General features: G+C 37.2%; 10 protein-coding genes. All 10 read right to left on the reverse strand.

Annotation, left to right across the window (positions count from 1 at the left end):
- Positions 1–21: 21 nt before the first annotated feature.
- Positions 22–1,176 carry a hypothetical protein gene (locus tag HMPREF0014_RS16905; RefSeq protein ID WP_006580535.1) on the reverse strand — a complete coding sequence of 385 codons (1,155 nt, stop codon included), beginning with the start codon at positions 1,174–1,176 and terminating at the stop codon, positions 22–24.
- Positions 1,164–3,356, reverse strand: a complete 2,193-nt coding sequence (locus HMPREF0014_RS16910; protein WP_020992259.1) for a Piwi domain-containing protein — start codon at positions 3,354–3,356, stop codon at positions 1,164–1,166. The genes HMPREF0014_RS16905 and HMPREF0014_RS16910 overlap by 13 nt, the downstream gene beginning before the upstream one ends.
- A 412-nt stretch (positions 3,357–3,768) precedes the next feature.
- Positions 3,769–5,769 (reverse strand): DUF262 domain-containing protein, encoded by a 2,001-nt coding sequence (locus tag HMPREF0014_RS16915; RefSeq protein WP_006580533.1) that lies wholly within the window; start codon positions 5,767–5,769, stop codon positions 3,769–3,771.
- Entirely contained in the window at positions 5,762–7,339 is a 1,578-nt protein-coding gene (locus HMPREF0014_RS16920; RefSeq protein ID WP_020992260.1) for a DUF262 domain-containing protein, read from the reverse strand. Before HMPREF0014_RS16920 ends, HMPREF0014_RS16915 begins: the two co-directional genes overlap by 8 nt.
- A gap of 34 nt (positions 7,340–7,373) precedes the next feature.
- Positions 7,374–9,398 carry a DUF3732 domain-containing protein gene (locus tag HMPREF0014_RS16925; RefSeq protein ID WP_006580531.1) on the reverse strand — a complete coding sequence of 675 codons (2,025 nt, stop codon included), beginning with the start codon at positions 9,396–9,398 and terminating at the stop codon, positions 7,374–7,376.
- Complete coding sequence (locus HMPREF0014_RS16930) at positions 9,395–9,847, reverse strand: three component ABC system middle component (protein WP_006580530.1); 453 nt, start codon at positions 9,845–9,847, stop codon at positions 9,395–9,397. The genes HMPREF0014_RS16925 and HMPREF0014_RS16930 overlap by 4 nt, the downstream gene beginning before the upstream one ends.
- Positions 9,844–10,971 carry a hypothetical protein gene (locus tag HMPREF0014_RS16935; RefSeq protein WP_006580529.1) on the reverse strand — a complete coding sequence of 376 codons (1,128 nt, stop codon included), beginning with the start codon at positions 10,969–10,971 and terminating at the stop codon, positions 9,844–9,846. The genes HMPREF0014_RS16930 and HMPREF0014_RS16935 overlap by 4 nt, the downstream gene beginning before the upstream one ends.
- A gap of 9 nt (positions 10,972–10,980) precedes the next feature.
- Entirely contained in the window at positions 10,981–12,171 is a 1,191-nt protein-coding gene (locus tag HMPREF0014_RS16940; protein ID WP_006580528.1) for a restriction endonuclease subunit S, read from the reverse strand.
- A gap of 2 nt (positions 12,172–12,173) precedes the next feature.
- Positions 12,174–13,652, reverse strand: a complete 1,479-nt coding sequence (locus HMPREF0014_RS16945; protein WP_006580527.1) for an N-6 DNA methylase — start codon at positions 13,650–13,652, stop codon at positions 12,174–12,176.
- Between the two features lie 3 nt (positions 13,653–13,655).
- On the reverse strand, positions 13,656–15,452 hold the full coding sequence (locus tag HMPREF0014_RS16950; protein ID WP_006580526.1) for an AAA family ATPase: 1,797 nt from the start codon (positions 15,450–15,452) through the stop codon (positions 13,656–13,658).

A 15,452-nucleotide genomic window follows, 5' to 3' on the forward strand; every position in this document is an offset into this window, starting at 1 on the left:
TGTATTTATCCTCTTCCATTTTTAACTCATTGCTGAAGGTGCGCTAATCACAACACAGCCATCAATTCCTTTAATCTTTAAAATACCTTCCTTGAATTTAGAATGCTCTTCCGTTGCACGCATTCTATCCCATAAAAAACAGATAATGCGTGCATCGTTATATTTTGTATCGACGTGGTAAAGTGATGCATCTTCAGCAATCTCTCCTATAAGCATTTGAAAGGACTTCTTGATGTCTTTACGGAACTTTACCTCAATAATCGTATGTAAGGCAGGTAAATAAAGATCAATACGTGGATTCTTTTGCCCTACAGGTTGAAGGGTTACTTCGTCTGCGATGTCATTAAATATCGGCGCGAGCAAAACATAGAGTAGGTTTTGAACATGATACTCATTTTCTACCAACCACTTGACTGGCTCAGCACCTTTGGTACGACCTGTTTCCTCCCATGTCCAGCGCTTAAGACCAACTGGAATATTTTCAAGAAACTTAACTAGATCATCAAAGCTCCATCCATTGGGCGCTACTATAGCTACATCCTGATTAATTTGGTCAAAAACATAAATGATCAAGCTCAGAAGTGCAGTTGAGGTCTCTCCTTTTGCTAGCGCTCGAAATTCATTCTGGAAACGGCTAATAAGGGAAAGACGGCTTTGGTGATCTTCGATACGTAATATCTTCAGGTAATGAAGAAACAGTGGCACACATGCACTGGAAAATGAAGCATATTTATCATGACGGACAAACAATGCGATATCTTTTTCAAAGTGATTAAAATTATTACCTTCTATTTGCTGCTCTAAAAATCCTGAAATCCAGTTGCTGAACTCATTATCGATATTCGCATCGCAATTTTTTTCAACTAGCCATTTTATAGCCAAAACTCCAAAAATATCTGATACCCAAGGACGGGGAGTAGAGTCAATCTTAGGAGCCTGTCCAAGTAACCGTGAGATATCTTTACTTGATATTATTTCAGATTTGATTTGAAGCCCAGAGATCGCACAACGCTGATATAAAGGTAAAGAAGTGAAATCAAAAATTGGAAGGTTTTCTAATAATTTCAGAAAATATAGGAAGCTAGATTTAAACGGATCTGCGAGTGCATCCTTACACGCTTTTAGATACAGATATTCTCGCAATTGATAAACATTATCTATTTCTACAGAAACCATTGCGACTGCCCTATTTTTCCAATCATGACTGAGTCACTCCAATCAGGAAGCTGATTAAGCCATCCTAAATTTCGAGCGATTATGTCTGAATAGCTAATTGTCACTGGTAAGGGATTTGGAAAATAACTCCGCCATGAATGAGATGCAAAAGAATAGACCTGTGCACTTAAATACCTGATATCTTTGAAGGTCGAATCTTTATGTATACTAAGAATTACACCTCTTGGGTGCCCATCTGTATCTTGTCGCAACTCTCGTTGACCAATCAAATAAATAAGCATTTCATGTTTGGAAAGTTGAAATATTTTTCCACGTGGTGGAGCTAATCGTCCTTTCTGAGCATCAGCAGTAGCAGAATCAAACACATGGAGTCCATGATCTTCAGAAATTTTAAGGAACGTATACTCAATCTGATAATCATGATATTTATCAATAACAGCACGAACAGCTTCGATCTCTTCTTTGTTGAACTTCTTCACTTGAGTATGGAAAATCAAGCGAATCGTATCACCTTTCTGCCAATTCATGCGCTTTTGAATTTTTTCAATAGTTTCATCAAGAATCGAAGTTAAAGCTTCACAATAGGCTTTTGGAACAACTGCTTTAGATGTGTTTGAAACAATGTAACTACCATCTCCAGAAAAAACAGTAGTAATTCCCATAACTCTCTGTCCGTTGATACCACGCTCCTGTCCGATATTAGCACTACCTATGCCAATTACTAACTCATGAGAAAGTGTTGGAGAGGACTTCAATAGCCATGGAACACCACCCATTTTTGCATAACAGGCTAAAGCCATATTGTTAAGTGAAAAACTGAGGTTGTAATCCGACTGTGATAAAAGCTCTATTGTAAAGTCTTGTACTGGCACTTGATGCATGAAAAAAAGGCTTTTACCTAAATAGTATGGGTTTTCTTCAACCTTTAGTTTCTTAAAAGACTGCCGTACCTGTACGAGAGCAAGATCCCAGCGACTACCATCCTCTGCTTTCTTCCGAATAGCAGCTTCGATTGCTCTTTTGAACCCAACAAGATTATCCGAAGCTGTCGTAAATACTTCAACACGGCTGGTACCAAGCGTAAATTTCCCCTCAAGCCCATTCTTGAAATACTTACTGTTTGGAATACCTTTCAAGAATTTACGAACAAACTGTTCTACGCGCCCTTTATCATGTTCTGAACAGATTACACAGATTGAAGGATCATGCCTATCAAAAGTACGCTTCGTATATGGACCATACTGTGTTAATCCTTTTTCGACCCAATCAGCTTGACCACTATCATTAAAAACAAATACAGGCTTTTGCATTTGTCTACAATCTTTCTGAATATCAGGTGGATCTTCAATTTCTAAATTTACTTCATTAATCAATTGGATAATATTTGACTGAATGTATTCCTTAAGTCTATTAATGTGATTTTTCTTATTATCACCGCCATTAAAAAGAGAAATGGATCGTCTAATATTCTCTACGATGGCATCTTTTTTTGCTCCATGCGTGTGAAAAATGAAATCGTCAAAGTTCGTTCGATTAGCCTCTAGGAAAGTATCACTTGAATTGATTTGTACAATCTGTCCATCGGGTCGAGTTACAGAAATTATCTGTCCAGTTACACCACTAATAGTTCCTAAAAATTTTTTGTATCCATCTTGCTGTTCAGAAACGGCATACCGTCCAATCAGATCGAACCCACTATTTAAAAAATACAAACAGTTTTTCTCAATGACTGTACGAGTTGTGCAATCAATAACAATACATGGTTGACCTCTAATAATACGTGTATCGATAGAGTATTTAGTGAAAATTTTAAATGGATAAGTTTCACCCAAAATTGGAGCCAAAAGGTTATCTTTCTGTTTAATACTTGTCAACTCGATCGGATTAAATCCAGAAGGATTACGCCCTAATCCAGTGAGATGTCGAGTAAGTCCAGCCTTAACCAGCGAACAGAAAATACCGATATTATCCTTAAGCGAGATTTTCTGCGGTACACCAAAATTAGGAAAGGTACCATCCATTGAGAATATTAGGATATTATTGCCTGTACGGTGAAATGTATGTGTTTTTTTATGGCTGATGCGAAACTCATCCAAGATTTCCTTGCTATAAGGTATCTCGCAAGCCTGCACTTCCAATTCAGGAACTTTCAGGGGAAATGCATTTAAGACAATCGACAATATTTGCTCCTTTTACACCTAAAGACTTATATCTGAATTAAAGTATGGAATATTAATACTAACTAAAAATTTTAAATTCCAATTATTACTTCGGGATAATAGGTAGTTAATTATGGTATCAATTATTAAAATAAACCGTTGATAAATTACTTTTATATCATAAAGGCTTGTTGAAAAAACTATATCTAAAGGCTAATTTTTGACTCTCTAGCCCCACCACTACGCTTATCATTTTTTTTAATTAGTGTCTCTTCACATTTCTCTCTAGCATTCAAAATTGGCACACCGGCTAAGTTTGCTATCAAAATGTAGTACAATGTAAAAATAGCCGCAGCATAAAATTCAACCAATCAATAATTAAATCGCTTAAATATCAACATAAAACAGCAAACGTACATTTTTAGATTTCTATTTACGTCTTCCTTACTAGTGCTAACGTCTTAGCATTAATCATGCTCAAATATTCATTAAAATCTTCAATCATCTGTTTTTGATGAAAGTTAATTTCATATTCATTCCAGTGATCATTTTTATAGATTTCTTCTAGCTTTAAAGAAACCCCTTTACCCTTATACCTATGCTCAAACTCAACTTTCTTGATGCTAAAGCCTTTATTACTCATCTCTGAATTGATGCTCTTAGTAACTAATGCCAAATTACCAAAGTTATGCAATAGATCTGTTGGGATTTCATCATGCTTTTGCTCAGGGTTTTGTGGTGTGACATGCTCAACTGAGTTTTTAGAGGTTATCCTAAAATTTTCAATAAGCTGACTATTTGCTGTTTTAAGTTTGAGATACAACACATATTCTAACTTGTAAAACCAGTAGTGGGGATATTGGGTTCCGTTCTCATATTCTCGCCCTAAACTTTCTTTAGCATCAAGAAGATCCTCTTCATGCCATAAGTTTTGTAAAAAGCGATTTGTCCGCTTTATGAGTGGTTCATCAGCAACACTACATAACAAATGATTATCAAGGTGCTGTAAATATAGCTCCGCACCATCTGAATGATTTTCTAAAAGGAACTTTAGCAAAGGTGTTAACCAATACTGCGTTGTCATTTGCTGAGAGTGATATAGCATACTTTGCAGTAATGCAAAATCTGGTGAAGCATAAGCAGTTTCACGCTGGAGATAGTAAGCATCTTGCTTCTTATTATAATTAACGCGCATACGACGGATCGCGTGTTGTTTTTCTTCCTCAACTAATATCCATTTAATAACATGCTTATCAAACTGATATCTAGTCTCCCAAAGCAATTCAAGAAAGTGTTTAATATCATTTTCAATTGGTTTCTCATCAAGCCAGTATTCTTTGAATATATCTAACAAATCCTTGTCTGAAATTTTTGTGATATCAGTTTGACTAGCTGTCTTGCTTTGCTGCAAGAATATTCTTAAAACGTGCTGTAACAGCATTGGAAATGTGATGATACTAGTAACCCTGTCAGGTAATCCTAAATCTTGATCTTCACTAGGATCTTTTTCTGAAGTAGATACTATTGTGGTTTCTTTCAAAATATCTTCAAGCGTCATGCTTTTATTAGATTCGGCTTGCTCTATGTTTTTGAGTTCTTCTAATACAGCTTTTGCATTAGATAATTGTTCTCTTTTACCATTCTTAAACTCTAATTGTCTTTCATAAAGAGAAACCGTATCAATTTTGGTTGTTGCTTTTAAATGGCGCTCAACATAACCATCCATATTGGCACAAGCATCCCATAATAAAGCATATGCTTCCCGTTCCTGAGGATTAAGATGTTCTAATAACTTAGCTTTTAATATCTCATGGTGTTGCAACTGTACACCTCGATTGTTAATAACTTCAAAAAGTTTATTTAAGTCCGTATGTTTCGGAACTGTGGTAAGAATCAGTTGAACTTTCGTCAGAATAAACTCAGAAAGTGCCTGTTTATCTAATGTTTCTCTTTTATCAGAATAATTATCGAAATAAGCTCGAATTTCTTGCAAGGCATCTTCTAATTGCATCGCTTCTGGTAAGCTAGCTGGTAGATCTTCACATATTTTTTCAAAAAATTTGGTCACTTGTGGCCGAATCGAGAAGCTGATACGTTGACGCTTTCCCTGCTTTGTATCCACTTGTGTATAAGACACTAAATGTTCTTTTAATACCACGCTAATGAGCCATAAAGTAGTAAAACGCTGTTGCCCATCGATCAAATCGTAATATCGTATACCCTCAAGTTTATTGAATGCTCGTTCAATAACTAAAGTACCACCTAAATAAAACTCGTTTTTATTTTCTAACCATGCTGCGACAATATCGTCAAGTAAAGTATAGATTTGCTCTTTACCCCAAACATAAAGACGCTGATAAATTGGAATGTTAAAAAAATATTGTTGGTTGATTACATCATTCAAAGTAATTAAGTTAGATTGAAACTCAGACATGATTAATTCCTTTGAACCTTGAGTCGATTTGTTTCTTTTGGTTAGACAACTGACCTTCCACAGTAAACTCAATATACTCTGCCGTTTTCTTTTCTAAACTTGCAATATTGTAATACTTGGCAAGTGCAGCAGCATAACGATGCTGTACTCGTTGTTTTTTTTGAATTTCCTCCGACCAACCACGCTTTAAACTATAAGTTATACTTACATCCTTTTGTTTTAGGAAATCAATTACATCATCACATTCATAAGCATTGGCAATAACATCGAGTAAATTTCGCTTAGAATCCCTTAAAAATTTAATCGGGGTCTCGCGCCTAATATCTGATTGTGATAAACGGATTTCACCAATTCGATGATCAAGCCATAAAGTAAAACGCAATAATCCTTGACTACCTAAACGATCAAAATAAACCAACAAGCACAAACGGAATAAGCTTTGCAAGTAATGAGAAAGGGTCTTCACTACTTGATTGTAAAATTGCTGCATAGCCTGGATTTCAATATCTCTACTTGGCTTGTGTACTAACAAGTTAAGTATCGCTGCGTATTTTTCCGCATATAAGAAAAAACCCACGCCACGACTGATTGGTTGGCGTAGTGAAAATGGCAAATATGCAGATTGCGATCCTAGTTGCTGACGAGTTAGGTTTAGGTAAAAGTCATTATCGTGGGTAAGCCTAAGTGATTGCCCCCATTGGTTTGCACAAGAAGGATACAGTTTGACTTCACCCAATTCAGTATTTTTGGTCCGATTCCCAAAATGCGAGAACATTTCATCTTTACTTTCTAACTCAACAACTTGATTTCCCGTCCAATTGCGCGCACGCCATAGATAATAATTAAAGAGCTCAGGTGCAAAATCGTGAGTAGGACTAAGTTTACTAAACGTTCCTTGTAACTGCACACTCTCCCAACGATAAGCACAGTGGCTTTGCAATAGCTCATCTAAGTGAGCATCAGCACTTTTAATTGCACGCAAATGGAATGCTTTGAGTAAATCTGTACTACCTAAAGGCACACCTCGATTGTTTTGTGTATCAAAAAAAGTAAATGCTAGATCTTCTTTGGTTACTTTGATCACAGTAAAAAGAAGGCGATCATATACTTCAATTAGCTTAGCGCACTCTAAATTGTTCTTATCAAGCCAATTTTTTATTGTCAGTTTCGCTTGCTGGATATTGACCTTTGAACGAGATGAACGAAAAGAGAATTGAATATGTGTAGGTAATCTCTCATTTAACAGCCAATATAATACTGCAAGCGAAGTCAGGCGTTGCTGCCCATCAATGACGCATAAGTTGCTCTGCTTTTCATCTACTTTCCGATGTAACAATATAGTGCCCATGTAATAGGCTTTCTCATGACTATCTTGAATAAAAGACACTAAATCATTTAAAAGTTGGGTAACCTTATCAGCCCCCCAAACATAAGCACGCTGATAGTTATCCAGTGTAAGAGGACATTTCAGATTGGCTAAATTTTTAAAGCTCAATAGTTCTACTAACACATATTTTTGATCTGATATTGTTAAATCATTAGACGTTGTTATAGCTTGTTTAATTACCACATAATCCTCTTTTACTTAGAGTAGTTTTGAGAAACTAGGCTTCTTGTTGCAAGGAATGAATAAGCCCCCGAGTACGCCATCTATTTCCATTTACTAAAGATTCAAACTCAACTCGATTGTCTAAAGTGAGGTTATCTGCATGATCCGTCACAATAATTTGTGGACAAAATCCGTTATTCAATTCGAGCTCATTACAATATGTTGATAGCTGACTGAATAAGTTTTCAACGGCCTTAATATCTTCATCAATATTTTGGCTAATATTAAGTGATATACGCTGCTCTGCTTCTTGCGTTTTTTGCTCTTCAAAAGTTGCGGAGTTGTCACGGTTAAAATTTGGAAAATACACTTGGGTCGGCTGATCCAAAAACAATACCGAGGGAATGGCACATTTGTCACCTAACTCAGCAAAATACTTATGCATGGCTAAAAATAAGGTTACGTGGCAGTAAAGCCAGTTTGCACCACTTCCCATTGATCTTAGATAGATTTTTTCGCCATCAGGGGTTAAATGATAAAGATCAAATGTTTCAAATGAGAACTGGAGATTAATTGGTTTATAACTGGCTTCGAACTCAAAATGACTGCCTATTTCAGCCATGTATTCGTTTACCTTGTTCGATGCTTCTGCTAAACCTTTTTGTACATCGTAATCATTAAGTGCATCAGTAATCGTTTTAAGTTGTTTTTTTAACTCTTTAATTGCTTTTTCAAGCTCAATATCATCAGCCATATTAAGGGTATCGAGAAGTACAAAAAGCTTAACTTTTTGCATCAAAACACTTTCATATAGACTCTTTTGTTTCGCAAGCTGTTCATCTGTATTCTCAATTTCTGTTATTTGTTGGTTTAACTCTGTCAATGTATTACTTACACCCTCAATGTTACGCTGTACTTCAACTAATGACGATTCAAATTTTGCTTTCATTGGGCGAGCTTGAGCAAGATTACCCGATACTTTAGTAATCGCCTGCTTTAATTTTTCCGCACTTTGTCTCAAGCTGTCTTTTTCAGTATGGCAAAATGGGCATACTGATGTGGAAATATGAACATGCTCAGGTAAGTTAAACTGTTTTATATTAACAACAAATCTTTCTTCTTCTTGAATATGCTTATGAATGGATGAAGCTTGGCGTTGCAACTTTCGTAACTCAGCAGTTTTTTGATTACGTGCCAGTTTCAACTGTTCATAGCGTTGTGTCATAGCATCGGAATTATGATCTATTTTTTCAGTAACTATGATTTCATCAAGTTGATCTTTGGCACTTTGCGGATGGCGAAGTACCTTATCAAGTGCTAATGGTTCACTTTTAAATCCCATCAAAGCATACAGTTGGCTTAAAACCGGACCAACTTTTTGTTTATAATTTTCAGAAGTACGCTTATTAGTCTCTTTCTGACGCTCTAAACTTCTAACCTCTGTACTTAATCGCTCTTTTTCTTGTGATAGATGAAAGAATTTTTGATCGACAAGCCCTAGAAATATCTTTGTATGCTCAATAGTCTGATCTCGTTTTTCTTTCTCATCGAATCGATAAAATAGTGCATGCTTATTGGCAACAAGATTTTGATGTTGGAGCATAAATGATGAAAAGCTACGAATAGATGGTGTAGGTGCTTTCCGATTACCTCTATAGGCTTTTGCTACCAATGACTCATCAACATCATCGATATCTAAGAAAAAGTCTCTTAAGTGCTTTTTAAACTCACCCAATGGACGAAAATAGCTAACATTAAAGTAGTCACTGTCAATTTCTGTAGTGTTGAAAATCTCAACACGACGAAAAAATGCTTTTGTAGGAATATCAGGATCACGCGCAAGCACCATATCTTGTTCGCTAACCCTAAGCGCTACATAATAAATTGACGCGCTTGTTGTAATAACACCTTTAGGAATCGTGTTTTCCCCACTTCCAAAGCAATAATCAAAGATTTCAATTAAGGCACTCTTACCTGTTGAGGACTTACCCGTCACAATGTTAAGCCCTGTTTTAAAATTAACAGGATGCTTAAATCCTTGTTTATCAATAACACCAATTTCATGAATGAGTGTTCTCATCGTGGTTTTACCCCTAAAAATGCATAAATCTCTACGATAGAGTGTCCACTGAATAATCTCCCTAACTTTTCTGCACTTTTTTGAGTGAGAAAAGTTGATCTAACCTCATCACATTTCGCTAAGGATAGTTGTTGTTCATTAACCGATAACCAATCATTGACTAAACAATACTGAATACACTGCTCCGTTAAAGTTTGAAAACTGTCAATTCGATCCTGTAGATCGTAGATTTGGGAGCGGTCGTTAAAGACCGACCAAATAGTGCTTCGCTTATTTGAGTTAAATAACTTTTGATTAAAAAAAGGATGGCTACACAGTGGAATGACTAACTGGGCTAATAAAATATTATTCTCGGACTTATCTACGGCACAATAAAAAGATGCTAAGTAAGGTCCATATTCAAATGGATTGTACTTTATCTCATACATAGCTTCGACAATACTACTCACGGTTCAAGTTTCCATTTCAAATTTCGTTCCTCATCATCCATGGCATCGTGTATTAAACCATTTTTATATTCGATAGGCGGCGTATCGTTGCCCATATTCAATGGATGTTCACCCATGATTTTGTTATAAAGTAGCTTCGAGCTTTTTATTGGATCAATTATCTCAAGTTTTGCACTCGAATGAGCAAATTTATATTTTTTAACTAATTGGTTCTGATAGGCAATTGTTTTATCTTTATAAAGTATGGACCCATCAAGCTCTTCCATCAAAGAGTTTTGCAACTCAAGCCAATTACCTACAGCTTCAGGTATCATCTCATGATGCTCAATTTCAGCAATTTTTTGCACGAATGGTCGATCTTGATGTAATTCAACTTCAAGCTCAGATGCTTCACATCCTAAAAAGAAGGGAAATGTGAATTCTTTTTTACAAAGAAGTGTCGTTAACTCTTCGCACTTCGCAGCAAAAGCCTTCTGGCTAATGCTCCATGATTGTTGCGTTGCTTGAGCATATACAAATCCAACTAAGCCATGAAGATAACTGTTTAAGTTATTCCTCGGTATACCAACTGGTTTAGCCAGAATCTGCTTTTCTAATTCTTGTGCGTTATCAGCCTCAGTAAACAAGGTAACTTTTCCAAGCACACTTTTAAGCAAAGCCTCATCACAAGCCATTACAGCTATCTGCAATTTAATGATATCAGAAGGTTTTTTAGCATTAAGTTGCTCATCGGTGCGTTCGGAAAATATAGCCTGTAGCACAGCCAAACGTTGCTCAGCAGTTTGTATGTTCCAGTCCTTTAACCGCGTGGTTGTACCAAAAGCCTGAGTGGTGTGCAAAACCAAGATACCATATTGGGCTTGGTTAAATTCTGGAGCTAACCAGTTCTTGAGTGTCTTCCATAGATTTTCGTGGTGGTCAGTAAGCCGATCAGCATAATCTTTAACTTCTGTTTGAGTCGAAGCCAAGGTATCTGGTGACATCAAGCTAACATCACCATCTTTTTCAAACCAAACTGATTGCCCTTCTTCGAGTGCAAAGCACTTGTCCAAGCCAATCAGCACTTGGTAATGAAAGGCTAAGGCAGTTGTTAATGCAGCATTTTTGGTTTGACCACCACTCATATTTCTTCCTTAAAGCTCACCTTTAAAGGCAGAATCAAGAATTGATGCTTTTAGTTGGCTCAAGAACGCAATTTCTGCTGTCACTTCAGCTTCCAAATGGCGGCTTTTACTTACTAATTGCCCCACTTTATCAACAATATCATTCTGAATAGCTTTACTTGGAACAGGGATTAGATATTTTTCTAACGCTTTTTTATTTACCCCAGACTGACCAGCAGCCCGTTGAGAAATGCCAATAACATAGTTCTGTATTGACGGTGACTGAAGGAACCAAAATAGATAGTCCTTCATCAGAAGATCCTCATTAGGTACGGCTTTCATCAAAGCAACGTTGTAAGCGCCATCAAGTCCTCTCAGTATCTGAAACACTGGTGGACCATAGCGACCAATCATTACATCGTCTTTCGTACAGAATTTCTTCGTTGATGCGCTATCGACATAAACAATATGGTTATCACTCTTATAATCACGAATCTGAATCAGCCGAACATAGCCTTCTTTCTGAACATCAGAAAATTGTGATTTTGGCGGCTGAGATCCACCGATAAACTCAACCACTTGCGTTAGTGGCACAGAATCACAATCTGGCAGCTTAAAAAATTCATCTAATACGCTGTCAAAGAGTTGTTTGGATAGATCGAGCTTACTCTGTAAATGCTCGATGGCGATGTCGATACGGGTGAACAGCGCATCGAGTTTTTCGACAATCCGGTTTTGTTCTTCGATTGGCGGACAGACTAGGTACGTAGCTTTTAGCTGTTTAAGGTATATACCCTTTTGAGCTGAACCTTTTGCATTGCTAATAAAATGCTCTTGGATAAATGGGGCTCTGAATTGATAGCTGAGAAATTCTGGTATCAATTCTTCAGAAGATAAAACCGCAACGCTACGTTGCAGCGTAAAAAGTCTGTCTAAATTCCTGACAACACAGCTTCTGCCAATTGTACCCACAATTGTAAGAAGAACATCGCCCTCAGAAACACGAGTTCTCTTATGCTCACTTTCAAAAGCATCTTCAGGTATTAACCTAAAATTATCCCAAACAAGTCCGTTGTCCATCACATTTCGAGAGCTGAGCATAGGTAACCCGACTTCAACTTCTTTTGGGGGATTATGGCTACCATCAGTCACTTTAAAGCAAACATCACCTAACGTTTTCCAATCCCATCCATCCGGCAGTTTATATAAAACCTGTTCCATGCTTATTTCTCCGCCAACAGGTCTTCAATTTCATCCAATAGGCCAGATACCAGTTTTTCTTTGATGCGGATCTGTTTAAGAATATCGCTAGGAACTAAATGCTCAGCATCTTTCTGCTTAGCTGGATTTTTGGCTGATAGGTCATAATCTTCTACTAGCTTGCTGGCGAAAACTGTCCAGGAACGTTCGGTCGTTTCGCGGCTTTTATACAGCTCAACAAACTCTTTTAGGTGCTCATCGGTAATCGGTTTGTTTTTGGTGAGCTTTTGCTCGGGCTCACATTCGTAGTACCACACATCGCTGGTGCCGCCGCTGCGCTCAAAAAATAGTACGTTGGTTTTAACGCCCGAGTACGGCAAAAACACCCCTGCAGGCAAGCTTAAAATAGTATGTAAGTTAAAATTTTCAAGCAACTCTTGTTTAACTTGCTTAAATGCGCTATTGGTTTGGAACAGTACGCCTTCTGGCACCACAATAGCTGCTTTACCGCCACTTTTTAGCGTTTTCATAAAATGCTGTAAAAACAGTAATTCAGTCGCGTTACTCTGGATAGGAAAGTTTTGCTGAATTTGCGACTTTTCTTTACCACCAAATGGCGGGTTAGCCAGAATAATGTCGTAACGGTCTTTTTCCTGAATATCGCGGATATTCTGGGTCAAGGTATTACCACGAAACAAGTTGGGTGACTCAATGCCATGCAAAATCATGTTCATCATACCCATGACATAGGCTAATGAGGTTTTCTCATAGCCGAAAAGGGTATCACGCTGAATGAAATCCCATTGTTCAGTGGATAATTGGTTTTTTTTATCTCTAAGATGTTCAAATGCTTCAACTAAAAATCCACAAGAGCCTGCAGCCGCATCGTAAATAGTCTCACCCGGTTTAGGGTCAATCGCCTGCACCATCGCACGTACGACTGGTCGCGGAGTATAAAACTCACCAGCATAACCACCAGCATCGCCCATATTCTGTAGCAAACCTTCATAAACCAAAGAAAGTTCAAATAAGTCAGATTCCGATTGAAAATTTAAGCTATCGACAATATCTAATACTTCACGCAAAGTATGACCTGAAGCTACCTTATTATCTAAATACTGGAAAATAGCGCCAATCTTATAAGCAAATGATTGTTTATCATTGCCAGTAACAGCTGTATTGGCAAAACCTTTCAAATAAGGAAACAACTTTTCATTAACATAATCAGTAAGATCATCCCCTGTACGGGCTTTATTAATATCTAGTTTACCTTCTTCATTTTTAGGACAAGCCCAATTTGACCAACGGTGTTCTTCATCTAGTACTGGTTGATAGTCTTTGCCTGACAGTACTGACTCATCTTCTTTTTCTGACTCATAATCATCTAAAAACTTTAAAAACAGCACCCACGAAGTTTGCTCTGTATAGTGCATAGCGCCGCTAATACCATCATCACGGCGCAAAATGTCGGTAATACGGTCAATTTTCTGTTGCAATGACATGATTTAAAGTTTTCCAATAATAAAATTATACATGTTGGTAATATCTTCGCTTATTTCTTCACGAGGAATCAGATCTATATAAGCTTGTAGTTTATCAGGATCTAAACCTAAATCTTCAGTATTGATTAACGGATTAATGACATCTTTTGCATTTAAACGTTGTATATCATTGTTATCAGCAGGATTGTTAGGTTGCAAATGATTGCGTTGAGCAATATCACCATTGTTGATTTGATCAAGGACACCGTAATGCGATAGTGCCGTATGCGAAAGCAAATAATTTTTGATTTCACGGCGTTTCCAAGCCAACAAATAAGGCAATACATTAGTGCCACGCGGCCATGAAATTGCTTTCAATAAATTATGATAAGTTTGACCATTAACTTGTACACCATCATTTACATTCCACTCTAGAGCTGCTTCATCTCTATCGCAAATCAGGAAAATCTTCGTGGTGACAATTGGAGATTCGATCTTACTCAGGCCATGTAGCCAATCTATTTTCCCCTTACCAAAGGTCTCACTTGCCGTTGCATAACTAGATGATTTCTTCATAGCGTGCACAGGAGATAGCCTGCTTACATCCAAGCCAGCACGTCCTACAAGTTTGGTGAAGATAATCCAATCGTTATAATCATCTAATAAAGCAATATTTGGTAATTTTCCACATACTTCAAATTCAACCGATTTGGCACGGGATAGCACACTAAGGCGGCTGATCAATTGTTTGATTTTATTCTCTTCATTGATACGACCATGCTCGACAACTTTCAGGTTTTCAATACGGTTTTCTTTAGCTGAAATTGAGTCCAGCAAATGTGTAGTAGTAATAGCGTAACCTTGAATGCTGTGTAATAACGACCATAGCTTTTCTACGTTTTTGTAATGTAAATGTGAATCTGCTTCATCAAACAGGAATAAAGTATTTGGTGCATCAAAAAGGTCAATCAATGCATAAAGAAATAACAGTTGATATTCACCATCACTTAGCTGATCAAGCTCTATACCACCTTTAAAAATAAGCTTACAGCCTTGTTTATCAATGAAGTAATTATTGTCTGCCGCTTGGGTAAAAAAACTTACTTCAGGATCAAACGTTATATTTTGCGCCTGAGCATTTACTTCACCAGCTTCTACATCCTCTTCACCAGCTTGTGGTTGTCTTGGATAGTCAAATGAAACTTCTATTAAGCGGTTTGCTGGTATTTCAATGTTTCTTTTGCGTAGCGGTTGTTCGAACTCATAATCTCTAGAGTGAAAAGTGCTAATAAAACTGTCTAGCGAACGGAAATAAGGTGTATTTCTAAGCGTATTAACTTCGCCATTTTCTTCTCGCTTCAATGCATCTTGTATCCGACTGACATAGTTCTTATCTATTTTGAATGCACATTTTAAGCGAGTAGATTGGTCATCCCCTTCAGGTGTAGACTCATTGATATAGTCTCGCTCACGTAAGAATGAACGAACTTTACCTGTACGCTTAGTTGCTGTTGCAAGGAAAATTAGCAACTTAGACCAAGATTTATCAAAATATAGACACTCCAAACCCAATCCTCTACCTGCTTGGCGTTCACGTTTTAGGTAAATACCAAATTTTTCAGAGTAATTTTCATTCTGACCTGAAGAAAAGCACACCACATTTAAATGTCGATGTGCGCGTTTATTTAACCTCTCTTCAAATACCGATTGTAAAATACTGGATTTTCCACTGCCGTTCTCGCCAATTAAGGTTGCCACTTTATTGATATATAGAGTTTGCGGTTGGTCGTGTAGCTGGTTAGGAGATAATGTTAGTTGCAT

The organism is Acinetobacter sp. RUH 2624 (genome assembly GCF_000162375.2).
In the GTDB taxonomy this organism is placed as follows: Bacteria; Pseudomonadota; Gammaproteobacteria; order Pseudomonadales; family Moraxellaceae; genus Acinetobacter; species Acinetobacter nosocomialis.

Bases quoted from the DNA above. Each gene is read 5' to 3' on its own strand.
- HMPREF0014_RS16950 (WP_006580526.1), bottom strand. From the start codon at position 15,452: ATGCAACTAACATTATCTCCTAACCAGCTACACGACCAACCGCAAACT.
- HMPREF0014_RS16940 (WP_006580528.1), bottom strand. From the start codon at position 12,171: ATGGAACAGGTTTTATATAAACTGCCGGATGGATGGGATTGGAAAACG.
- HMPREF0014_RS16945 (WP_006580527.1), bottom strand. From the start codon at position 13,652: ATGTCATTGCAACAGAAAATTGACCGTATTACCGACATTTTGCGCCGT.
- HMPREF0014_RS16925 (WP_006580531.1), bottom strand. From the start codon at position 9,398: ATGAGAACACTCATTCATGAAATTGGTGTTATTGATAAACAAGGATTT.
- HMPREF0014_RS16935 (WP_006580529.1), bottom strand. From the start codon at position 10,971: ATGAGTGGTGGTCAAACCAAAAATGCTGCATTAACAACTGCCTTAGCC.
- HMPREF0014_RS16915 (WP_006580533.1), bottom strand. From the start codon at position 5,769: ATGTCTGAGTTTCAATCTAACTTAATTACTTTGAATGATGTAATCAAC.
- HMPREF0014_RS16905 (WP_006580535.1), bottom strand. From the start codon at position 1,176: ATGGTTTCTGTAGAAATAGATAATGTTTATCAATTGCGAGAATATCTG.